Source organism: Streptococcus salivarius (assembly GCF_000785515.1).
GTDB lineage: Bacteria > Bacillota > Bacilli > Lactobacillales > Streptococcaceae > Streptococcus > Streptococcus salivarius.
The window spans coordinates 1,413,263-1,434,913 of record NZ_CP009913.1 but is presented as its reverse complement, the minus strand read 5'-3'; the positions used below and the strand labels follow the sequence as shown (position 1 = coordinate 1,434,913).

Here is a 21,651-nt window from a genome sequence, read left to right as displayed (position 1 = left end):
AACAGGATGGAAACATATACACTTTCAAATGGCGTTACGATTCCTAAAATTGGTTTTGGGACTTGGCAGATTCCAGAAGGGGAAGAAGCTTATAACAGCGTTAGTTTCGCACTTAAGGTTGGTTACACACATATTGATACAGCTCAAATCTATGGTAACGAGGTTTCTGTAGGTAAGGCGATTGCTGATAGTGATGTGGCGCGTGAGGATATTTTCCTCACAACAAAACTTTGGAATGACAAGCATGATTACGAATTGGCTAAAGCCTCTATCGACGAGTCACTCGAAAGATTAGGTGTGGATTATTTGGATCTTTTGCTCATCCACTGGCCTAATCCAAAGGCTCTTCGTGAGAATGATGCTTGGAAGGTTGGCAATGCAGGTGCTTGGAAGGCAATGGAAGAAGCCTACAAAGATGGTAAGGTGCGTGCTATCGGTGTGTCTAACTTTATGCAGCATCACCTTGATGCTCTCCTTGAAACGGCTGAAATTGTGCCACATGTCAATCAAATTCTTCTGGCTCCAGGTTGTGCCCAAGAAGATTTGGTTGCCTATTGCCAAGAGCGTGATATTCTTCTTGAAGCCTACAGTCCACTAGGTACTGGTAGCATTTTTGGAAATGAAGACGTTGAAGCAGTGGCTGAACGTAACGGAAAATCTGTTGCACAAGTCGCCCTTCGTTGGAGCCTTCAAAAAGGTTTCTTACCACTACCTAAGTCAGTGACACCAAAAAATATTGAAGCCAACTTAGATATCTTTGACTTTGATTTGTCAGAAGAAGATATGGCAGTCTTGGATAAGATTCAAGGCATCAAGACTCAGGATGATCCTGACACAGTTAACTTTTAATAGGATAGAAGCAACTCGTGAGGGTTGTTTTTTATTGTTTTACGAATAAGAGTATGAACCTATTATCAAAATTGACAAAAAGAAGGAGTGGTAATACAATGGTGTTACAAAAGAGAACGAGGTTAAGGATATGACAACAATTACATTGAAGGTTTCAGAAGCAGATAAGAAGTTCATGCAGGCAATTGCGAAATTTGAAGGCGTATCCTTGTCAGAATTAATTCGTACCAAGACTTTAGACGCCATTGAGGATGAATACGATGCTAGAGTAGCCGATTTGGCCTTAGCAGAATATGAAGACTATCTTGAAAACGGTGGGGAGGTGCTAAATTGGGATGACCTATAAGATAGTACCAACCCCTAAATTTGCCAAAAGTTTTAAAAAGTTGGATCCTTTTGTCAGGAAACAAATTAAGTCTTATCTCAATCGTATCACAGATAATCCAAGAGCTAAGGGTAAGGCATTGGTTGCCAATCGAACTGGACAATGGCGCTATCGTATAGGTGCCTATCGTGTTATTGTCAATATTCAGGACAATGAACTAATCATACTTGCTCTCGAAGTTGGTCATAGACGTGATATCTATTAGCATCAAAACTCAGGATGACCCCTATGCCGTTAATTTTTAATAGGATAGAAGCAACTCGTTAGGGTTGCTTTTTTATACTGTGTGTGCCCGAATTTGCTATAATAAGGCTATCATATCAATTATTATTAGAAGGGAAGTTATGCTATGGAATCGCGGAACCTTCTTCCTCAAAATACGCGTCTGATGGCTAATTTGTTGAGTTTCTCGGGAGGGGCTTTGGATGTCTTTTGTCATATGTACTATCATAGTTTGGTTGCTACACAGACTGGGAATATCCTTCTCTTGGTCGCTGACTGGCGGAACAGTAGTATGTACTATAACTTGTTGCGTTGCTTTTCAATCTTATTCTTTTCTTTAGGCTTTCTTTTTGGCATGTGGTTTAAAGACCAGCGTAAGAATGCCTATTGGCGAGTTTATGGTCTGCTTCCACTTTTTGTGATGACAGCTATCCTGCCTTTTCTACCTTCAAATGCCTTGATTGAGCTCCCGATTATCGCTTTTTCTGCAGGTATCATGATGAAGACTTTTACTGGCAGTCAGATTGAGAATCATCCCTTCGTGATATTTATGACCTCAGGAAATTATCGAAGGATGTTAACGGCCCTCTATTATGCCATTCAGGGAAGTGGTGATCAGAGAGAATATCGTCGTCAGGCTGTCAATTATAGCTTTGTTGTAGGCAGCTTTGTCGTCGGTGCTATTGTCGCAGCCGTTCTGATGCATTTTATCCACATTTGGTCAATCTGGCTAATCACACTCAGTCTCATTACCATCATGGTTTACTATTCCTCTGAAGTGAAACGCTTAGGACTCAAGGAGACTAATCTTTAGTCGTCTGTAGCAAATATTTTTGATAACAATTGTCTTGTGTTATAATTTTGATTATATTATTTTCATTTAATCAAAAAAAGGAGACATAAGATGCCTGTAGTAAGCAATGATTTTTCAGATATTGTATATAACCGTCGTTCCATTCGTAACTTTGATCCATCTGTTAAGATTCCGCGAGAAGAATTGTTGGAAATCTTGGATAAAACTGTTACAGCACCATCATCAGTGAACATGCAACCTTGGCGTTTTGTGGTCGTTGATAGCGAAGAAGGTAAAGAAAAATTGAAACCTTTCGTCAGCTACAATGGTGTGCAAAATGAAACATCATCAGCCATGGTCCTTATTTTTGCCGATTTGAAGAGCCAAGAAAGAGCAGAAGATATCTACGGTAAGGCTGTTGCTCAAGGAAAAATGCCTGAAGAGGTCAAAGAAAAACAACTGTCAAGCATTGTGCCAATGTATGAAAATGCTCCTCGAGAAATGATGAATGAAATTGTCCATATCGATGCCAGCCTTGCTGCTATGCAGTTGATGTTGGTTGCACGTTCATACGGCTATGATACCAACGCCATCGGTGGCTATAAAAAAGAGGGCCTTGCCAAAGCATTTGGCCTTGATGAAGACCGTCATGTACCAGTTTTGCTCATTGCTCTTGGGAAAGCCAATGAAGAAGGCTTTGAGTCTGTTCGTCTGGATGCCTCTGATGTGACAACTTTTGCTTAATAAATAATCGACCATAGGTCTCGGAAGTGGAGACTTATGGTTTTTATTTTTCCTTTTATGCTATCAATAACTCATAATGCACCTTGTCATTAATTTGGCTTTTTGTTAAGATGAAAGAAAAAGTGAGCGTATACAATTGGTAGTATCATTGGAGGATTAAGACATGGCACGTATTTTACAGATTGAAGACAATGAGGATATCCAGAATATTCTTTTTAACTTGTTTTCTGAAGAACATGATATTATCCAAGCCTACTCTGGGACCGAAGGAGAGCTTTTGTTTCAAAGTCAAGAGATTGATTTGGTTCTCCTAGATATCATGTTACCGGGTAAGGGTGGCGAAGAAGTGCTTAAGTTTATCAGGCAAAGAAGCTCTGTTCCTGTCATTATGCTGACAGCCTTGGGTGACAAGCACTTGATTAGCCAGTACTTACTTGATGGTGCAAATGATTATATCGTTAAGCCCTTTGATCTTGAAGAAGTTTATGCGCGTGTCTCGGTTCAACTACGTGAACACAGCAAGGGAAGTAGTAAGCCTGATAACATCTATCAAGTCAAAAATATCACGATAAACCCAGACAGTTTTGAAGTCTCCTGTCAGGGAAAAGTCATTCGTTTGGGTAAGAAAGAGTTTCAAATTTTCCACACACTCCTTCAAAATCCAAAGAAAATTTTTACTAAAGAGGACCTTTATGAGACGGTTTGGGAAGCCCCTTATCTATCAGGTGATAATACATTGAATGCACAGTTGAGTAATCTACGTAAGAAACTAGCCCAAGTGGATGCGGGTACGGAGTATATCGAAACGATTTGGGGCTTAGGTGTGCGACTTAAAGGAGAAGACTGATGGAAGGACTGCTTATTGTATTGATAGGACTTCTTCTGGGAGCGACTACCTGTCTAGTTCGTTACTATTTGGCTGTGAAATCTCTCTCAAAGCAGATTGAAGAAAAGCTAGTTGAAGAAAGTCATAGACGGATTACTCTTAAAAACCAACCAAAATCTTTAGTCACCCTAACCAATCAGGTTGAGTCTCTCTTTACCCAAATTGAAAAGACTAAGCTTGTCGCTCTTCAGGAAAAGAAAACCATGGACATGGCTATCAGTAATATTGCCCATGATATACGAACGCCACTGACAGTAGCCAGCGGCTATGCTCAGCAAAGTCTTCGAAGTAGTAGTGAAGATGACATGGCTATGGAGAAGATCTCTAAAAATCTAATGACTGTTTCAAAGCGTTTGGAAGCCTTGTTGGAATATCGACGATTAACAGAGGGTGCTATCCAACCACAATTTCAAGACCTGGACTTTTCTCAACTTGTGGTTAAGTCTATCCTGCCTTACTATGACATGTTTCAGGAGACAGGGATTACACTAGATATTCAAGTAGCCCCTGACATCCGATGTGAAATGGATGCTGATATTTTTGACCGCCTATTTCAGAATATTATCAGTAACGTTCTAAAACACGGTAAGACTCAAGCTCAACTGACATTAGAGAAAGTGGAAGATGACATTTATTTGTCAGTTAGTAATATGGTACAACAGCCGATACAGCATCTGGACCAACTAACGACCCGCTTTTACTCTGAAAACCTGTCAGACACCGAGGATTCCTCTGGACTTGGACTTTATATCACCGAACACTTAGTCCAAGTCTTAGGGGGTGAGTTGCATCTGGCCTATGAGAATGAATGGTTCTATTTAACTGTGAGATTATGAAAACATAAAGTTTATGTTTTTATAATCTTTTTTTGTGACTTTTAGGAAAAAACAAAAATTAGAGAATTACAATGTAAAGATAATTTAATTTTTACTATAATTATTTTAATTTATCTGATATAATTAATGTACGGAGGTAATTATTAATGAAAAAAGTAAAATTTTTAGAATTTATCGTTCTATCAGGATTCTTAGTCGGTGCAGTTGTTATTTCTCTAATGAACCAAACAAGTGCTTCTGCAAAAACTGATAATGATTATCAATATAACAATGTTATTTTTGGATTTAAAAATAAAAAAAAGTAAGGACATTCCTACTTATAAGATGTCAGAAACTTTTAAAATTGCAGATGTAGAATACACAATTCATTCTAAAGAAGTCGCACAAAATGTAGGTGGCGAATTTGGTATGAATGCAAAAGGTTCATATCTTATTCTAAACGTAACTGTAAAAAATAACGGTACTAAGGCTATTACAGTATCTGATTCTGACTTTAAGTTAGTTAAAGATAAAACAGAGTATAAAACTGATTCAACCGCAGGAATCTATGCAAATGATGATGCAAATCTTTTCTTTACCAGTGTTAATCCAGAAAATGAAGTGACTGGTAATGTTGTTTTTGATTTGAATCCAGATACAATCTCTGATACTAATTTGAAATTAAAAGTTGATGCTGGATTTGGAAACTCAAATAAAGCATTTGTGACAATCAACGAATAGTAACAAAAAATCAAAATAACATCGTGTGCGTGCACGATGTTATTTTTGTTCTCATAAGTCTTGTTTTTCAAAAGTAATCAAGCTGAGTGTTGTGAATGCTAGGATAAATGCTACTGCCACTATCGCAGTATTTTGAATGATAGTTTTATCTGCAGTCATGCCGTAATTAAAGTTGAGTGACAAGTATTTCAAAATTTCTACTTTAGGGAAGATTGCTGCTGGTACGGTTAAAGCTACTAAACCAAGGGTGTAAGTCACAAAGGTTGTCACGATAGAATGTGTGAGGTAGAGGGCAACCGTGGTCAGACTTACCCAAGCTAGATTACACAAGAATTGGAGAAGGAAAGTTAAGGCAAAGTTTCTAACAAAGTGATCAGGTACAGTTCCAAGACCGTGGCAAAGAGTACCTAGAACAAAGGCAAGGCCGTAAGACAGGAGGAGTTGTCCTAAAGTGATAGCTACAATGACGGTTGCCTTGGCGAAGAAGAACCCGCTCCGTGAAATGCCAGAGGTGAGATTATTCTTGTACAATTTTTGTGCTAAATCAACACCCAAAATGATAGAGACCACAATTAAAGTGAAGAGGACTGTCATGGAGATACTACTAGAGTAATTAATCAGTGATCCGACACCGGTCCACGAAGAGGCGCTTTTAACGGCTTGTTTTGCCCCAGTTTCTACGCCTACATGCCCTGTGCCTCCCAATAGGACACCAGAAATAATGTTTAGGGCTAGGATAATTTCAGAAATCCAAAATCCTTTAGAACGGAAGAGTCGATAGAAATCGGCGTGAATAGTGTGTAACATGGCTCTACCTCCTTTCTGAATCTACTAGTTGTGTGAAGTAGTTTTCTAAGTCTTGACGTTTGTAGTAAATTTCATCGATGTCAACTTCTTGTTTAACCAGCTCTTTGACAATTGCCTTTATAACATGGGATTTGTCAAAAATATGAATTTCATTGTCGCTGTTAACCACTTTGAAGTGTTGATGGAGTTGGTCTTGGAGAATGCGACTAGCCAGGGCTAATTGGTTAGTTTTAAGAACGATATAGTCTTCGCTGAGATGTTCGAATTCGTCCTTAGTGATTTCACGGATGATGTGACCGTGATCAATAATGCCAAAGCGGGTTGAAACTTGATAGAGTTCAGACAAGATATGGCTAGAGATGAGAACTGTCATACCTTGCTCTTCGCTCAATTTTTTAATCATTTGGCGGAATTCTTTGATAGCAACTGGGTCGAGACCATTAATCGGTTCATCTAAAATAAGTAGGTCTGGTTTTGCAATCAGTGCAATAGCGATACCTAGACGTTGCTTCATACCCAGTGAGAAACTACGAAATTTTTTCTTGCCAGTGTGTCCAAGTCCAACTGTATCAAGGATCTCATCAATGACCTTGTCAGGATTTGGAACGTGATGAATCTTGCAGTAGTAACGTAGGTTTTGACGTGCATTGAGATGATTCAGGGCAACTGGTGTTTCAATCACAGAACCAACACGTTTCAGTGCGTGAGTCCACTCTGATTTGGAGGTAGAGTGGAAGAGGGAAATACTGCCTTGGCTAGGGCGGATGAGTTTAGTGATGACTTTAATCAGTGTTGTCTTACCTGCTCCGTTTCTTCCGATAAGGCCATAGACCTCACCCTTTTCTAAGGTCAGGTTTACATTGTCGAGTGCTAGGTGTTGGCCGTAACGTTTAGTCAGATGTCTGACCTCAAGTACCTTTTTCATGATAAGCCTCCTTTCGCTTATTTGATACCGCTTTCTTTTCATCTTTATTGTAGTATAAAGTCATTAAATAAACATCAAGAAATTCTCAAATATTTCTTAAATTTTTCAAGAAATCATGAAAATGGTGGTGACTAAATTCTGATAGTGTGTGCTTTAACCCACGATTAAGGTAAGGCCTCTCTCTTTGTGTTATAATGAAGAAAATCGTTGAATGTAAAGTTTATTTTGCCTTTTACTAGGAGTCTTTTATGACAAACTATTTGGTCCAAAGGTTTCTCTGGTTTCGTGAGCGAGGCTTCGTCCAAATTACGCAGAAAACCTTGGTTTCGCTCTTTCCCTTTTTCCTATTTTCAGGAATTATTCGGGTGATTTCACTATCTGTCTTTTCGGAGCTTGGTTATATTAACCAATTGTTTTCAGTTTCTGACTGGTTACCGGCCTTTAAGATAACTGGGCAGGTGCTCATTAATCTTTCCAACTTTCTTGGTGGCTTAGCCGGGCCCTTATCAACCTACTTTGCAGGAAAATACACAGCTGGTCACTATGGTAGAAGTACTGGTACAGCTGGTGTGACATCCCTTTTGGTTAGCTTAATTATAGGATCGCAGGAACTGTTGCTGTCACCGCTAAACGATGGTGTTTTGACTCGCATCAATTTACCGGCTTCAATCAACATTATGTTGGCTATCTTTGTGGGCTATCTGGTTGGCCAGATTTTTCGCTTTTCAAGAGCTAGTGATGATCAGATTGTGGACAAGGACTATATTTATCAACCAAAGACCGTCCGTCCCATTTTTTTGTCACTCATTTTAGCTATTGGACTTAACATTCTCTTTGTGATTGGAGAGCAAGATAATGTTTTTCTGACGATTAGGCAGGTTACCTCTACCTTTACTGTAACTGATAATCACCTGTTCTCAACCTTTATGATGGGACTTTTGAACACTTTTTCTGCTTGGATTGGAAATAGTCAGGCTTTTGCCCTAAATTCAATTGCCGATGATAGTTTTGCCTTGGAAAATTTGACCTATGCTGTTTCCCATCATACGACGACTGGGCTCCCCCACCTTTACACACTAACAAATCTTTATCATAGTTATGGCTTGGTGGCTGGTATTGGATCAGGTCTGGCTCTCTTGGTAGCTCTACTCTTAAAATCAACCAGCTTTAAGGATAAGAAGGTTAGTCTTCTTAGTGTTTTCCCTAGTCTTTTTAATAATGGGGCCCCCTTAATGGTAGGGATACCAGTCTTACTAAATCTGGTCTACCTGATTCCTTTTCTTCTAGCACCTATGGTTAATATGGGAATAGCTGCGGTGGCTTTGGCTATTCGTCTTATGCCTGCTGCAGTTTACCCTGTACCAGATGGCACGCCGAGCCTTCTTTACGCCTTTATTGGAACTGGTGGTAGCCTGCGGGCACTTGCTGTTAGCCTGCTCTGTTTTGCGATTGATGTTGCAATCTTTATTCCCTTTGTTCATCTGTCTAATAAGGTGCAACACGGTTTGAAAGAGGAAGGAGAAAGCAATGAAGTTCCGTAAAAAAACGAAATTGGCCTTTATCCTTGTTGCGGTCTTTCTCATTGGTTTGGCTGTTCCGTCTTATAGTTGGACCAGGAAAAATGTCAAGGAAATCGAGACTTTCTATAATTCAAAATTGTCTCCTATTATCATGATTCCAGGGAGCTCCGCTACAGAAAATCGTTTTGATGGCTTGGTACGTAAGCTCAATCAAGACCGTCATGGGGTTAAGCATAGCCTCCTCAAGGTCAAGGTTTGGAACAATGGTCGTATTACCTTTGAGGGCAAAATCAAGGCTAAGGACAACGAACCAGTCATTGTTATCGGATTTGAAAATAACAAAGATGGCTATAGTAATATCAAGAAACAGGCTAAGATGATGAATCAGGCCTTTGAAGCCTTGCAGAATAAATACAATTTCAATAATTTTAAAGGTCTGGCCCATTCCAATGGTGGTCTGATTTATACAGCCTTTATTGAAAATTATCTGAGTGACTATGATGTTAAGATAAACTCACTCATGACTATCGGGACGCCCTATAATTTCACTGAAACCAATATCAAAAATAAATCAGTCATGCTTGCGGATTTCATAGCTGGCAAGAAGAATATTCCGTCCACCCTACATGTCTATTCGGTAGCAGGAACTATCACTTATGATTCGGACGAGTTGGTGCCTGATGCCAGTGTGTCCGCTGGGAAATATATCTATCAGAACCAAGCAAAGAGCTATACTGAAATTACGGTTACAGGTGAAGATGCTCAGCACTCGGACTTGCCAACCAATGATGAAGTTGTGGATCTGGTCAAACAGCATATTGAGGGGCAGGGTGTCCGTAAGAAACAAAAGACCAAACTAGAGCCTCAGTAAGTGAGAATAATATAGCTTATCAGTTCTAGTTGTTTATCATCAAATACAATCAGATAGAGTCTATAATGGCTCTATCTTTTTTAGTGATAAGATTGACTCTTCAAGTTGTTGTAACTCCTTGTTTTACAACTTTCTTTTTGTTATAATCAAGTAAAATAGCAAAGAAGAATGAGAGGTCCCAAATATGCAAATTCCAAGTCGCTTTACCATTGCCGTTCATATTTTGACTCTTATAGCACAAAATAAGGGAAATGAAACTAAGTTAACCAGTGACTTTATGGCTGGTAGTGTGGGAGTTAACCCTGTTATTATCCGCAAAACCTTGTCGCAACTAAAGAAAGCAGACTTAATTTCAGTTCAAAGGGGAACAGGTGGAGCTAGCTTGCTCAAGGACCCAGAAGAAATCAACCTTCTTCAGGTTTATCGTGCTGTGGATAGCATCGGCCCAAGTGGTCAACTCTTTAGTTTCCATGACAATCCTAACCCAGCCTGTCCAGTAGGACGAAATATTCATGGAATCTTGGACCAAAGCCTAGAAGACGTTCAAATGGCAATGGAAAAAGAGCTTGAAAAGAAAACCTTGGCTGGTATTTTAAAAGATGCCAAGGCAAACTGGAAAGAAGCCGGAGCTTGATTTTTAGTCAGCAAATAGAGGAAATCGAAAGTTATTCGGTTTCTTTTTTATTTCTTAGTTGTAATAATTGACATTACAATTAAACCAAGTATAATATTGTCATATAAAAGATTACAACACAGGAGAAAATCAGATGACATACGATTATAATAGTAAGATTTATTTAGCGGAGGCAGTGCTAAATGTTAAGGATTTGGCTGGTCAGACAGCCTTTTATACACAGATTATAGGTCTTGAAGTCCTCTCCCAAACGGAAAAAGAGGTTATCTTGGGATCTGGAAACAAGCCTTTGGTCCACTTGATTCAAACTAATCGTGAAGAAGCGGTCAAGTCCAGTTACGGTCTTTACCATATGGCGATTTTGTTGCCGTCTCGCGAGGATCTGGCTGATGTTTTCAAACATATTGCTGAACTGGACTATCCTTTTGTTGGTGCAGCTGACCATGGTTATAGTGAAGCTCTTTATTTGGAAGACCTTGAGGGCAATGGTATTGAGCTCTATCGAGATAAGCCAGTCGCTGAGTGGGATATTCGTGAGGACGGTCGCATTGTTGGGGTAACAGAAGAACTCTCAGCCCAAGAAATTTACGAGATGGGACGCAAGGTTGAACCTTTTGTCATTGCTGAGGAAACCCGAATGGGACATATTCATTTATCAGTCAAGGATAGTCAGCTAGCTTCAGCTTTCTATCAGGAAGTTTTGGAGCTAGCAGATAAATTCACTATTCCAAGTGCTAGTTGGATTGCTTCAGGCGATTACCATCATCATTTGGCGGTCAATGAATGGGGTGGAAAGGACTTGGCAAAACGTGAAGAAGATATGCCCGGTCTTGCCTATTACGTCCTTGAAGTAGAAGACAAGGGAGATTTGATTGCTATTGCAGAGCGTGCTAATAATCGTGGAGCCGAGGTCAAATGGTTATCTTCTAATGCCTTAACATTCGAGGATAATGACGGTATTTTGACACGGGTAAGAAAAAATATTAATAATTAGTGATTTTTTAGTCGTAACCATTGACATTACATTTGAAAGGTCTATAATGGTTATTGTAATCAAAGTTATTACAAATAAACTTAACAATTTTAACAATTAACATATATCACAAATAAAGAGGAAATAACGATGACAAACTTTACAGATTTACAAACAAAACGCCGTTCTATCTATGCATTGGGAAAAGATGTGGAACTTTCAAATCAAGAATTGATTGATACTATTCAAGGAGCTGTCCTTAACACACCAACAGCTTTCAACTCACAAACATCACGTGTGGTGATCTTGCTGGATGAAGAATCAGATGCCTTCTGGAATGAGATTGCTTATTCAGAGCTTGAAAAAGTGACACCTGCAGAAGCCTTCGAGGGAACAAAAGAACGTTTGAAAGGTTTTGCCCAAGCTAAGGGAACAATCCTCTTCTATGAAGATCAAGATGTGGTGAAAGGCCTTCAAGAGCAATTCCCACTTTATGCAGATAACTTCCCAATTTGGTCAGAACAAGGTCACGGAATCGCTCTTTATGCAACATGGTTGGCTTTGGCTGAGAAGAATATCGGCATGAACGTGCAACACTATAACCCACTTGTTGATGCCCAATTGGCTGAAAAATATGATATCCCAGCTAACTGGAAGCTCCGTGCCCAAGCACCATTTGGACAAATCGTCGCACCAGCAGGAGATAAGGACATCCAAACAGAAGGCCGTTTCAAAGTTTTTGGAGACAAATAATCACCTTAACTTAGTCAGTTGGTTATGTACTGACTGAACAAAATTATAATGATAAGACAAATGACTAGCAGGATTGAAGATTCTTGCTAGTTTTTTCTATTTCAAAACTAGTAATGCCCAAGAAAATGTATAGCGTGAATTTTGAAACTTTCCTTAGGTGATAGCAAATGTCAGCGATTTTCTCCGAAGTTCCATGAGTAAAGTTTGAGTCCTCGATTTTTAATTTTTAGGCTCAGGTTAAGACAGTTCTCCAAACTTCTGATTATCTGAAATTATTTGGTTTTGGGTGCTTTCTTAACAGCATCTTATACATCAATTTTTCCAAGTCGTTTATCGAAGGAGAGATACATTAAAAGGTTTGAAAAGGTGAGCTACTTATATCTTATTTTCAATAATTTTGACAATGTTCTTTTTATTTTTGACAAAGATGCTTGTCAAAAATAAAAAGAAGCGTTACAATAGTTTTAGACGAAGGAAGGAGAGAAATTACGATGAAATATATTTGGCTATCTTTTATTCCACTTCTGTTTCTGATTTATACGGGCTCAGAGAAGAAGATAAAAAGATTGAACAAACGTATCAAAGGGTTGGAAAAACAATTGAAAGGAAATAAAGAAATGTCTAGACTTTTAGAAGAATTGAAAGGGCAAACGGTCAGTATTAGACTAAATGGTTTTGGAAGTAATTGGAAAATTGTTGATTTTGATGAAGATTGGGTTAAATTAAGCCGTGGGGGTATTAAACAACATAGGGTGACAAAATTAGTTCGTATTGAAGATGTTGAATTAATTCAGCAATTGAGGTAGTCATCATGAGATTAAAAAATCGTCTGAAAGAGTTGAGGGCGCGTGATGGGCTCAACCAATCTGAGCTAGCCAAGCTAGCAGGGGTCTCGCGTCAGTCCATCAGTCTCTTGGAACGGGGGGAATATACTCCTTCGGTTATTATTGCCATCACCATCGCCCAGATTTTCAAAGAGCCTGTGGAAAATGTTTTTAGTCTAGTAGAGGAAGAGGAATGATTATGAAAAAGCAACCACAAAAAAGATCTCCACGTTACCGTTTTTGGAGAAATATAGGTTTGATGACTGCTTCTGGCTTGATTGGAGGAGGTCTTGGAGTTTTGACAGGGATGTTCGGATCAGAAAAGCCAATTGAAATTCAATCTTTCTTTAGTAAAGAAGTATTCTATTTGGGTTCTGCAGTTTTATTCCTGATCGTATTTATACTCACGATGGCCTTGCTGATTCATGCGAGAAAAGTCCATCAAAAAAATGCTCCAAATAGATGACGAAGATGAGGCCTATCACTATGAAATTCAAAAGAATAAACTGTATGGTTTAGCGACCATTTTTAAAGGCATCATAATCTTGCCATACTTTTTAGTTATCATCTTTTATTGTCAATTGATGTCTATGGATAAACCTGCCACAAGGAACTTGGCTTTGATCTTTGGACCTTTTACCATGCACTATCTTTTTCTTGCCTTAATTGTCCTATTTTTCCTAGTGGGTATCTTCTATCGAAAGACCTTTAACTTGGTTTACGGGAAACCGATTCCCCGCAATGCCAATGCCAAGGAAGTGCGTGAATTTATGATGAGTATGATGGTTGAAGCAGAAAAGCAGATTAGCTACGAAGAAAATTTCGAAGTGGTCGTCAAGTTAAGCAATTATATCTTGCCGAGCCTTCTCCTTGTTCTCTTAATTATTGGGATTGCCTTCCAGACAGATATCCTCTTGGCTTTGAGTGTTGTATCCATCATCTATATTTATATACTTATTTCACAATACAAGATTACCAAACGTTATTATAAAGAATAAAGGTATCATCCATGTTAGAAATCTGTAAAAGCTTTTGGAAGTGATAGAGAGTCCTTCTTATTGAAAATCTTATCTTTCATTTCCTTAGATAGAATCAATGGGTGTGTTATCAGTCTTTAATCTTAGGTATTATGGGAGATTATCAAACTTTCCCTTAGCTATCGTTTATTCTCTAAGCCCTCAGTTGAAACTGAGGGTCTTTTATTTCGCAATTGATTTTTGAAACCCTTTTCACTACAATAGAGATACAGAAAAGGAGACAGAGATGAAGTATATTGATTTTGCTAAAAATGAGCGCTTGTCAACCATTGTCCTTGGGATGATGCGGATTAGTCAGATGAGTGTAGATGAGGTGGAGGCCTTGGTGGAGGCAGCCTTGTCGATTGGAATCAACACCTTTGATTTAGCGGATATTTATGGCAATGGACAGTGTGAGCAGCTTCTTGGTAAGGTCCTCAAACGTCGTCCTGATCTTCGTGATCAGATGTGGATTCAGTCTAAGTGTGGGATTCGCAAAGATGGCTTTACCTATTTTGATTTTTCGAAGGACTATATTTTGGACTCTGTCGATGGCATCCTCGAGCGTCTGCAGATTGAACGCTTGGATAGTCTTCTCCTTCACCGACCGGATGCCCTCATGGAGCCTGAAGAAGTGGCGGCAGCTTTTAATCACTTGGAGCAAGCGGGAAAGGTCCGTCATTTTGGGGTGTCCAATCAAAATCCTATGATGATGGAATTGCTTAAGACGGCTGTCAAACAACCTCTCAAGGTCAACCAGTTGCAGTTGAGTGCTGCCTTTACACCGAGCTTTGATGCTGGTTTTCATGTCAATATGGAAGGGCCAAAAGCAGCTGTGCGAGATGGCAGTGTTTTTGAGTATTGTCGCTTAAACGATACGGTGATTCAGGCCTGGTCTGTCCTCCAGCATGGCTATTTCAAGGGAAATTTTGTCGGCAATGAAGAGTTTGCGGACCTCAATCACGTCCTCAATGACTTGGCGAAAAAATACCAAGTCACACCGACAGCCATCGCCCTTGCTTGGGTCCTTCGTTATCCAGGTAAGATGCAGGCGGTCATCGGAACAACCAAGCCACAGCATGTCCTTGAAGCAGCGAAAGCAGCAGAAGTCACTTTGACGCGCAAGGAATGGTACCAAATCTACCTGGCTGCAGGAAATGATTTGCCTTAGAATCTTGTTATCAAACCAGATTCCACTCTAATCGGTAGTCTGGTTTTTTGTTTTGTGGTCTTCAGTTTTTTCTTGACAAGCCTTTCCTTTTTATGATATCTTTTATGCAACAAGTGTTGCGCAACGAATGTTGCGCGAAAGGAGTCTTATGCCACCCAAGGTTAAATTTAGTAAAGAGGCTATCATTGGGACAGCTTTACAATTGGTACGCGAACAGGGCATGTCTAGTTTGACAGCTAGAGCATTAGCGGAGAAACTGGGAGCTACACCAAGAGTCATTTTTGGGCAATTTGCTAATATGGCTGAGTTACAAGCAGAGGTTATTGGTGCTGCGGAGATGGTCGTGGTGGAGTATATTCGCAAGGCCTTAGAAGATGAAAAGCCTTTTCGATCTGTCGGGGTTGCTTATATCCTTTTCGCCTCAAAAGAGCCCCAACTATTTCAATTGCTTTTCCAAAATCCTAGCAAAGAGCCGATTCGTCGCTTTCAAGATTTTCTTCCCATGAAGGATCATAGTTACCAATTGATTCTGGATTCGATCGTTGCAGACTATCCTTTGACTGTAGAGGAGGCTGGTCGCTTATACCAGCATCTATTTATCTACTCACACGGGATGGCCTCTATGGTTGCTTCTGGTATTTATCAGTTCGGCATGGAAGAAGTGATTGGATTACTGACAGAGGTTTGTCAATCTCTCATCAAAGAAATGGTAGGAAAGAAATGATTCAACTAGAAAATGTGCACAAAAGTTACGGCCAAACCAAGGTTTTAAAAGGGATTGATTTGCAGATTCAAGACCAGGATGATGTGGTTATCCTCGGCCCTTCTGGATCGGGGAAATCAACTCTCTTAAATGTGCTGTCAGGCTTAGAAAAGGTAGACGAGGGGCATATCCTTATTCAAGGACAAGATTTATCACAACTCACGGATGCTCAATTGACAGCCTTTAGACGGGAGAAGATTGCCTTTATTTTCCAGCAGTATTATCTATTGCCTAATCTAACGGTTAGACAAAATGTAAAGATGGGAGCTGACCTGGCAAACAATCATGATTTTTTGCAGATTATCGAGGATTTGGGACTTGGCGATAAGCTGGACAAGTATCCGAGTGAATTGTCTGGTGGGGAACAGCAGAGAGTCTCCATTGCTCGGGCCTTGGCCAAAAAGCCAGAGATTCTTTTCTTAGATGAGCCTACGGGAGCCCTTGATGAAGAAACAGGACGCAAGATTCTCGACTATATCTGGAAACTGAAGGAAAAACTGGGCTTCACTTTAATCATGGTGACGCACAACCAAAATATTGCGGATATGGCTAGAACCATCATTCGTGTCAATAGTGGCAAGATTACCGAAGTTGTGACCAATGATCAGCCTCAGACTGCCTATGAGATTGGATGGTAAGCCATGTTTTCAGTAAAAGATATTCGAAAATTAGTTGTCGTCAGTATCATTGGAGCCTGTGCGGTCTTTGTGGCCAATCTCTTCTTGAATTTTTACTTGGATATCGAGCAGTTGGAGATTTCTAAAACCAATCCCATGATTCAGACCTACTATGATGCCCAGGTTGCGCTTTCCTGGATGGTGGCCATGGTCAGTGGAGTCGTCTTGTCCTTGACGTCGGTCCTTCTCATGTGTTTTTATATCAAACAATTTGTCGATGACCACAAGGAACAATTAGGGATTTTAAAGGCTTTGGGCTATAGCAATGGCCAGTTGGCTAAACGATTTTGGGCTTTTGGACTTAGTTTTGGAGCTGGAGCGCTTCTTGGCTATTTTGCTTCATTTTTCATGATGGGACATTTTTACGACTTCCGTAATGAGAAGGGGATTTTGCCAGAAATTACCATTCACTTTCACTGGCAGCTCTTGCTTACTTTGGTGATCCTGCCAACGACCTTCTTTATGGTTCTCGCGATTGGTTATGCTAGAAGACAACTACAAACGCCGGCTCTTCGCTTATTGAAAAAGTCCCCAAGTCCGATCAAGGTCAAAAGGAGAAAGAGGGCTTTCAAGAAAGACAAATCCTTCTTAAAAGAGCTGTCTTCGTCACTGATTTGGGGGAGAAAATCTATCTTGTTCTTTGTAGTCTTTGGCTCCATGTGTTTTGCAGCCATGGTTCAATTGTCCTTTGGCTTAAGAGATTACACAGATGACATCATCCAAACCATGATGATTATGATTGGCTTAATTCTTTCTTTCTCGATTCTCTTTTTGTCATTGGGGATTGTCGTCTCAGAAAGTCGCGAAACCTTAGCCTTGATGAAGGCTTTTGGCTACACCAATCGTGAATGCCAAAATCATATTCTCGCTCCCTATCGTTTTTGGGCCTATTTAGGATTTGTTCTTGGGACGGCTTATCAATACGGTATCATGGAAATTTTGATTGGTGTGATTAAAGATACGGTTCCTGAAAAGATTGAGCATAACTTTGATTGGAATGTTTGCTTCTGGACCTCGCTTGGCTTTGCTGTGGTTTACGAAAGCCTCTTTTATCTATCCAACAGAAAACTCCAAAAGCAAACCATCAAAGAAGTACTCTTAGCTGAATGATTTATGACAGTAATCCTTAATATCAGTGCTTTTTAATGAGAAAAAATAGAAGATTCATTGACTTTAGACCTCTTAAAGAGGTCTTTTTCTACTATGAAAACGCTACATAAGAGACTAAATGCACTATCACAATCTTGTGATAGTTTACATCTTCTTAACATTGTCCCGAAATTCTTGCATTCTCTATTGTTAAAGCGTAAGATAGACACTGTTTTAATTTTAGTGCATTAAAACATGCCTTGTAATATTTCTAGATGTACAAGGCAGAAAGAATTTTATGAAAGAGGAGTCTCGAATGTCAGATAAACAAATGAAAACCCTTGGTTGGGTGGCAACCTTCATGTCAGTTATGATGTATGTATCATACGTACCACAAATCATGGACAATTTGTCTGGTCATAAAGGAAACTTTATCCAACCATTGGTAGCGGCTATCAACTGTAGCCTTTGGGTTTACTATGGTCTCTTTAAAAAAGAACGTGACCTTCCCCTTGCTGCTGCAAATGCGCCAGGTATCATCTTTGGATTGATTACAGCATTGACAGCTTTGTTCTAAAATAAAGCGAAATTTCTTTCTATACTATTTTTTTAACGCAGAAAACGAGAGCAGAACTAGCGACAGTCAGTGATTGTCGTTCTAGTTTTACTCTCGTTTTATTTTTAGCTATTAAGAAGAAGCTTGATAGCATCTTCCATTTTTAGTGGATCAGTTTTGGAAGAAAAGCGTTCTACGACTTTACCTTCACGGTTAATCAGAAACTTAGCAAAGTTCCATTCAATTCTAGCCCCAAGGGGTCCGGATTTTTCTTTTTTAAGCCACTCAAAAAGTGGCTCTGCTTCCTTACCATTGACCTTGATTTTGGCAAACCGTGGGAAGGTTGTATGGTAATTGAGGGTGCAAAAGCTATTGATTTCCTCAGCACTACCAGGTGCCTGCCCCATAAACTGATTACAAGGAAAATCAAGAATCTCGAATCCTTGGTCTTTGTATTTGTCATAAAGTTCCTGCAAGCCATGATATTGTGGCGTCAAACCACATCCTGTTGCTGTATTGACGATTAAGACGACCTTGCCCTTATAGTCCTGGAGAGACACGGGTTGGTCAGCTTGATCTGAAACTGTAAAATCGTATAAGGATGTCATAGAAAATCTCCTTTTATTTGTTTGAGACTATTATAGCAAAGTTAGTTAGAGAAGTGATTCTCCAGGAAGACTAGAGACTAAATTATGTTTGTGATAGTAATTCTCTATCTTGGTGTTAAGAATTACTTATAACTGATGGTAATAATACTATGTAGGGATATATGCTTAAAGGAAGTAACAATAGGATTTAACGTAATTTAGATTACTATATCATAAATTTTATTTATGGCTAGGGATAACATTTCTTTATTTTTCGGATGTGATAATCTCTGATAAGATAATGTCATTCAGTTTTGAAGCAACCAATGATAATAAGAGATTATAGTATTTTAGGTGAATTCATTGAGTTGTTGATTTTAGGATAAAAGAAAAGGAGTTTCTTATGTCAGAAAAAAGAGAGTTGGTTTTGAAAGCATTTCGTGGAGAAAGTGTTGATCGTGTCCCAGTAGGATTTTGGCATCATTTTACTACTGAAGACGAGTGGTTACATGGTTTTGAAAATCCAGAAATTATTGATAAAAATAAAGCTGGTCATAAAAAATTTATTGAAGAAGTTAAACCTGATTTTGTTAAATTGATGAGTGATGGTTTCTTCGCATACCCACAACCTGCTTTTAAAGATTTTAAGTCAATCAGTGATTTGCAAACGATTGAACCTTTAGGTGCAAATCATCCTTGGATTTCTGCACAAGTCGAACTTGTAAAAAGTCTGATTGCTGATTTTCCTGAAGATATTGTTGCAATTTACAATATCTTCGCTCCGGTCACTTATTTAAAATGGTTAGTTGGAAAAGTTTCAGGTGGCGATAATCTTATCGCAGATTACATTGTGGAAAACCGAAAAGCTTTGAAGCATGTTTTAGATGTTATTGGCGAAGACATTGCGAGTCTTAGTCAGAGGGTGATTGAAGAAGCAGGTGCTGATGGTATTTACCTAAGTGTTCAAAGTATTCAAGATGAGCGAGTTAGCACTGAAATTTATAAAGAAATTATTGCTCCAAGTGAATTAAAGGTTTTAGAAGCAGCTAATGGAGCTAAAGGACATAATATTCTACATATTTGCGGATACGAAGGAGCCCGTAATAACATCGAACTCTTTAAAGATTATCCTGCTCAGGTAGTTAATTGGGCGGTCGGTCCTGAAGGAATTAGTTTGGCAAAAGGTCTTAACATTTTTAGAGGTCGCACTGTTCTTGGAGGATTTGAAAATGGAAAAGACGGTCTTCTATATACTGGAACTAAAAAAGCTATTCAAGAAAAGGTTAGGGAGATTATTGCTGATACTGGAACCCATGGATTAATCATTGGTGCTGATTGCACGATTCCAAGTGATATTAACCATGAGCGTATTGAATGGGTACGTGAAGCAGCAATTTTGTAAGAAAAAGGAGAGATTAATATGAGTAAAAAGACATGGATTATTGGTGGAGCTGTTGTTGTAGCGCTTATTGGGGCTACAGTTATTGGACGTAGCTTAACAGGAGATAAAAAAGCAAAATCAGATTCTGGAAAGGTAACAACATTAAAAGTTGCCCATACTCAAAACTATGTTCCTTATGATTTTGTTGATAAGGATGGTAATTCTGATGGCTATGAGGTAGCTGTATTAAAGGAAATTGATAAAAAGCTTCCACAGTACAAATTTGAATATACTGGAACAAGTGATGATGATCTTTTGATTGGTTTAGAGTCAGGTAAATATGACATTGGTACTAAGGGTGCGTGGTACACAGATGAACGTGCTAAAAAATTTATTATTCCTAAAGATCCAATTGGAGCAAGTATTATTGGATTTACCATTCGTAAGGATGATAAAGATAAATATAAAAATATCTCTGATTTTGCAAAACAAAATGGTCGATTGGTGCCAATCTCACCACAAAATGCTCAGTGGAATGTTATCAAAGACTACAACGAAGACCATAAAGATCAACCAATCGAGTTAACGTCTGCTGAATCTTTCCAAGTTTCAGATGCCTATGCTTGGGTTTTGGAAAATCGTTATGATGCTTATTTTGATATTAAATTATCTTTTGAAAAGGCTGTGACAGATAAAGATGGTGCTTATCATCAATATGCGGACAAGTTAACTTGGTTCCCATATAAAGGCATTCCGACTTACCCACTCTTCCATCGTGATAGTAAGAACGAAGAGTTTTCAAAAGAATATACTAAGGCTATCAAGGAACTAAAAGAAGACGGTACACTTGAAAAGTTATCTAAAAAATACTTTGGTGAGGATGTCTTCTCATACGTAGACAAATAAGTAAATTGTAACGTCGTAAAAGTATGATGTTTTGATAAGCTTCTGAAGTGAGTTTAGTTAGGAGAAAATATGGTCAATTATGACATTTCAAAAGTTTTTGGAGCATTACCTGAAGTCATAAAGGGCTTACCAATGACATTATTGGTTATCATATTAACGACTTTACTTGGGTCGTTATTAGGAGGATTAATTGCTTGGGCAAGCCTTTCCAAGGATAAAGCTTTGGAGAATTTAGCTAAGGGATATGTTTTTATCTTACGCTGTACCCCACCTATTGTGCTATTATTCTTGGTATTTTACGGAGTTCCAGAATTTCTTAATTGGTGGTTGGGATTAGATATTAATAATTGGTCCAAATTGATATTCGTTCTTGTGACCATGGTTCTCCTATTCTCAGCAATGATATCAGAAGTGTTTAAAGCGGCTTATCAAGCAATTCCTAAAGGACAATTAGAAGCTGGGCTTAGTATTGGGCTTACTTCTGAACAAACCTTTGTAAGAATTATTGCCCCTCAAGCATTTAAGGTTGCTTTACCAAATATTACAACAGCTATACTTAATCTTATGCGCGATGCAGCTTTGGCTTATACAATTGGTTTTATTGATGTTATGGGCAAAGGGAATCTTTTGATTAGTCGCCATTTAGGAAACTATTCTTTGGAGACTTATACAACTGTTGCCCTTGTTTATTGGGGAATAGCGTTAATTCTATCGTTGATTTCTAGGATAACAGAACAACAATTGAGTGTAAAAGAGAGGTAAA

The 21,651-nt window shown here is 38.9% G+C and carries 27 protein-coding genes and 1 pseudogene; 25 read left to right on the top strand and 3 right to left on the bottom strand.

Going from position 1 to position 21,651, the window contains the following annotated elements:
* The first annotated feature begins 6 nt into the window (after positions 1 to 6).
* The 9 genes from SSAL8618_RS06890 (at position 7) to SSAL8618_RS06855 (ending at position 5,435) form a co-directional block, all read left to right on the top strand.
* Positions 7 to 849, top strand: a complete 843-nt coding sequence (locus SSAL8618_RS06890; RefSeq protein WP_038676364.1) for an aldo/keto reductase — start codon at positions 7 to 9, stop codon at positions 847 to 849.
* A 130-nt stretch (positions 850 to 979) separates the two neighbouring features.
* Positions 980 to 1,195 (top strand): type II toxin-antitoxin system RelB family antitoxin, encoded by a 216-nt coding sequence (gene relB, locus SSAL8618_RS06885; RefSeq protein ID WP_013990356.1) that lies wholly within the window; start codon positions 980 to 982, stop codon positions 1,193 to 1,195.
* The gene (locus tag SSAL8618_RS06880; RefSeq protein ID WP_038676362.1) at positions 1,185 to 1,439 is read left to right on the top strand and encodes a type II toxin-antitoxin system RelE family toxin; all 255 of its coding nucleotides are present in this window, start codon (positions 1,185 to 1,187) and stop codon (positions 1,437 to 1,439) included. The genes relB and SSAL8618_RS06880 overlap by 11 nt, the downstream gene beginning before the upstream one ends.
* A gap of 144 nt (positions 1,440 to 1,583) precedes the next feature.
* Positions 1,584 to 2,270 carry a YoaK family protein gene (locus SSAL8618_RS06875; RefSeq protein WP_038676360.1) on the top strand — a complete coding sequence of 229 codons (687 nt, stop codon included), beginning with the start codon at positions 1,584 to 1,586 and terminating at the stop codon, positions 2,268 to 2,270.
* A 90-nt stretch (positions 2,271 to 2,360) separates the two neighbouring features.
* Positions 2,361 to 2,993 carry a nitroreductase family protein gene (locus tag SSAL8618_RS06870; protein ID WP_021143918.1) on the top strand — a complete coding sequence of 211 codons (633 nt, stop codon included), beginning with the start codon at positions 2,361 to 2,363 and terminating at the stop codon, positions 2,991 to 2,993.
* Positions 2,994 to 3,156: 163 nt separating this feature from the next.
* The gene (locus tag SSAL8618_RS06865; protein ID WP_014632931.1) at positions 3,157 to 3,840 is read left to right on the top strand and encodes a response regulator transcription factor; all 684 of its coding nucleotides are present in this window, start codon (positions 3,157 to 3,159) and stop codon (positions 3,838 to 3,840) included.
* Positions 3,840 to 4,715, top strand: a complete 876-nt coding sequence (locus tag SSAL8618_RS06860; protein ID WP_038676357.1) for a sensor histidine kinase — start codon at positions 3,840 to 3,842, stop codon at positions 4,713 to 4,715. The genes SSAL8618_RS06865 and SSAL8618_RS06860 overlap by 1 nt, the downstream gene beginning before the upstream one ends.
* Before the next feature lie 146 nt (positions 4,716 to 4,861).
* Positions 4,862 to 5,020, top strand: coding sequence for a hypothetical protein (locus SSAL8618_RS10560; RefSeq protein WP_155274349.1), 159 nt, complete (start codon positions 4,862 to 4,864; stop codon positions 5,018 to 5,020).
* Entirely contained in the window at positions 4,986 to 5,435 is a 450-nt protein-coding gene (locus SSAL8618_RS06855) for a DUF4352 domain-containing protein (protein WP_257001902.1), read from the top strand. Before SSAL8618_RS10560 ends, SSAL8618_RS06855 begins: the two co-directional genes overlap by 35 nt.
* A 51-nt stretch (positions 5,436 to 5,486) precedes the next feature.
* On the opposite strand, the gene SSAL8618_RS06850 is transcribed toward SSAL8618_RS06855, so the two are convergent.
* Entirely contained in the window at positions 5,487 to 6,242 is a 756-nt protein-coding gene (locus tag SSAL8618_RS06850; protein ID WP_038676355.1) for an ABC transporter permease, read from the bottom strand.
* Between the two features lie 4 nt (positions 6,243 to 6,246).
* On the bottom strand, positions 6,247 to 7,167 hold the full coding sequence (locus SSAL8618_RS06845; protein ID WP_038676354.1) for an ABC transporter ATP-binding protein: 921 nt from the start codon (positions 7,165 to 7,167) through the stop codon (positions 6,247 to 6,249).
* Between the two features lie 248 nt (positions 7,168 to 7,415).
* On the opposite strand from SSAL8618_RS06845, the gene SSAL8618_RS06840 reads away from it, so the two are divergent.
* The 13 genes and pseudogenes from SSAL8618_RS06840 to SSAL8618_RS06780 all read left to right on the top strand — a co-directional run bounded on the left by SSAL8618_RS06840 (position 7,416) and on the right by SSAL8618_RS06780 (position 18,035).
* The gene (locus SSAL8618_RS06840; RefSeq protein WP_038676352.1) at positions 7,416 to 8,708 is read left to right on the top strand and encodes a PTS transporter subunit EIIC; all 1,293 of its coding nucleotides are present in this window, start codon (positions 7,416 to 7,418) and stop codon (positions 8,706 to 8,708) included.
* Positions 8,695 to 9,558: an alpha/beta hydrolase gene (locus tag SSAL8618_RS06835; RefSeq protein WP_038676350.1), complete on the top strand. Its 864-nt coding sequence runs from the start codon at positions 8,695 to 8,697 to the stop codon at positions 9,556 to 9,558. The genes SSAL8618_RS06840 and SSAL8618_RS06835 overlap by 14 nt, the downstream gene beginning before the upstream one ends.
* A 184-nt stretch (positions 9,559 to 9,742) precedes the next feature.
* Positions 9,743 to 10,192, top strand: a complete 450-nt coding sequence (locus tag SSAL8618_RS06830) for an Rrf2 family transcriptional regulator (RefSeq protein WP_014632939.1) — start codon at positions 9,743 to 9,745, stop codon at positions 10,190 to 10,192.
* 133 nt (positions 10,193 to 10,325) lie between these two features.
* The gene (locus SSAL8618_RS06825; protein ID WP_038676349.1) at positions 10,326 to 11,186 is read left to right on the top strand and encodes a VOC family protein; all 861 of its coding nucleotides are present in this window, start codon (positions 10,326 to 10,328) and stop codon (positions 11,184 to 11,186) included.
* Between the two features lie 129 nt (positions 11,187 to 11,315).
* Positions 11,316 to 11,918 (top strand): nitroreductase family protein, encoded by a 603-nt coding sequence (locus SSAL8618_RS06820; RefSeq protein WP_021143929.1) that lies wholly within the window; start codon positions 11,316 to 11,318, stop codon positions 11,916 to 11,918.
* Between the two features lie 491 nt (positions 11,919 to 12,409).
* Positions 12,410 to 12,724 carry a FlxA-like family protein gene (locus SSAL8618_RS06815; RefSeq protein ID WP_038676348.1) on the top strand — a complete coding sequence of 105 codons (315 nt, stop codon included), beginning with the start codon at positions 12,410 to 12,412 and terminating at the stop codon, positions 12,722 to 12,724.
* A gap of 5 nt (positions 12,725 to 12,729) precedes the next feature.
* Positions 12,730 to 12,939, top strand: coding sequence for a helix-turn-helix transcriptional regulator (locus tag SSAL8618_RS06810; RefSeq protein ID WP_008534987.1), 210 nt, complete (start codon positions 12,730 to 12,732; stop codon positions 12,937 to 12,939).
* Positions 12,936 to 13,740 (top strand): annotated as a pseudogene (locus SSAL8618_RS06805) (DUF3169 family protein). The gene SSAL8618_RS06810 and the pseudogene SSAL8618_RS06805 overlap by 4 nt, the downstream one beginning before the upstream one ends.
* Positions 13,741 to 14,005: 265 nt before the next feature.
* Complete coding sequence (locus SSAL8618_RS06800; protein ID WP_038676347.1) at positions 14,006 to 14,929, top strand: aldo/keto reductase; 924 nt, start codon at positions 14,006 to 14,008, stop codon at positions 14,927 to 14,929.
* Positions 14,930 to 15,077: 148 nt separating this feature from the next.
* The gene (locus SSAL8618_RS06795) at positions 15,078 to 15,653 is read left to right on the top strand and encodes a TetR/AcrR family transcriptional regulator (RefSeq protein WP_038676346.1); all 576 of its coding nucleotides are present in this window, start codon (positions 15,078 to 15,080) and stop codon (positions 15,651 to 15,653) included.
* The gene (locus SSAL8618_RS06790; RefSeq protein ID WP_004182281.1) at positions 15,650 to 16,330 is read left to right on the top strand and encodes an ABC transporter ATP-binding protein; all 681 of its coding nucleotides are present in this window, start codon (positions 15,650 to 15,652) and stop codon (positions 16,328 to 16,330) included. Before SSAL8618_RS06795 ends, SSAL8618_RS06790 begins: the two co-directional genes overlap by 4 nt.
* A 3-nt stretch (positions 16,331 to 16,333) precedes the next feature.
* Positions 16,334 to 17,479, top strand: a complete 1,146-nt coding sequence (locus tag SSAL8618_RS06785) for an FtsX-like permease family protein (protein ID WP_038676343.1) — start codon at positions 16,334 to 16,336, stop codon at positions 17,477 to 17,479.
* A gap of 295 nt (positions 17,480 to 17,774) precedes the next feature.
* Positions 17,775 to 18,035, top strand: coding sequence for a SemiSWEET family transporter (locus tag SSAL8618_RS06780; protein WP_002888017.1), 261 nt, complete (start codon positions 17,775 to 17,777; stop codon positions 18,033 to 18,035).
* A 104-nt stretch (positions 18,036 to 18,139) separates the two neighbouring features.
* Here the strand turns inward: SSAL8618_RS06780 and SSAL8618_RS06775 are convergent, their stop codons facing one another.
* Positions 18,140 to 18,622 (bottom strand): glutathione peroxidase, encoded by a 483-nt coding sequence (locus tag SSAL8618_RS06775; RefSeq protein ID WP_038676340.1) that lies wholly within the window; start codon positions 18,620 to 18,622, stop codon positions 18,140 to 18,142.
* A 382-nt stretch (positions 18,623 to 19,004) separates the two neighbouring features.
* On the opposite strand from SSAL8618_RS06775, the gene SSAL8618_RS06770 reads away from it, so the two are divergent.
* From SSAL8618_RS06770 to SSAL8618_RS06760, 3 genes are all read left to right on the top strand, one after another.
* Entirely contained in the window at positions 19,005 to 20,003 is a 999-nt protein-coding gene (locus SSAL8618_RS06770) for a uroporphyrinogen decarboxylase family protein (RefSeq protein WP_038676338.1), read from the top strand.
* A gap of 18 nt (positions 20,004 to 20,021) precedes the next feature.
* Positions 20,022 to 20,888, top strand: coding sequence for a transporter substrate-binding domain-containing protein (locus SSAL8618_RS06765; RefSeq protein ID WP_038676336.1), 867 nt, complete (start codon positions 20,022 to 20,024; stop codon positions 20,886 to 20,888).
* A gap of 69 nt (positions 20,889 to 20,957) precedes the next feature.
* A complete protein-coding gene (locus SSAL8618_RS06760; protein WP_038676333.1) occupies positions 20,958 to 21,650 on the top strand; it encodes an amino acid ABC transporter permease in 693 nt (230 codons plus the stop codon).
* Position 21,651 lies beyond the last annotated feature (1 nt).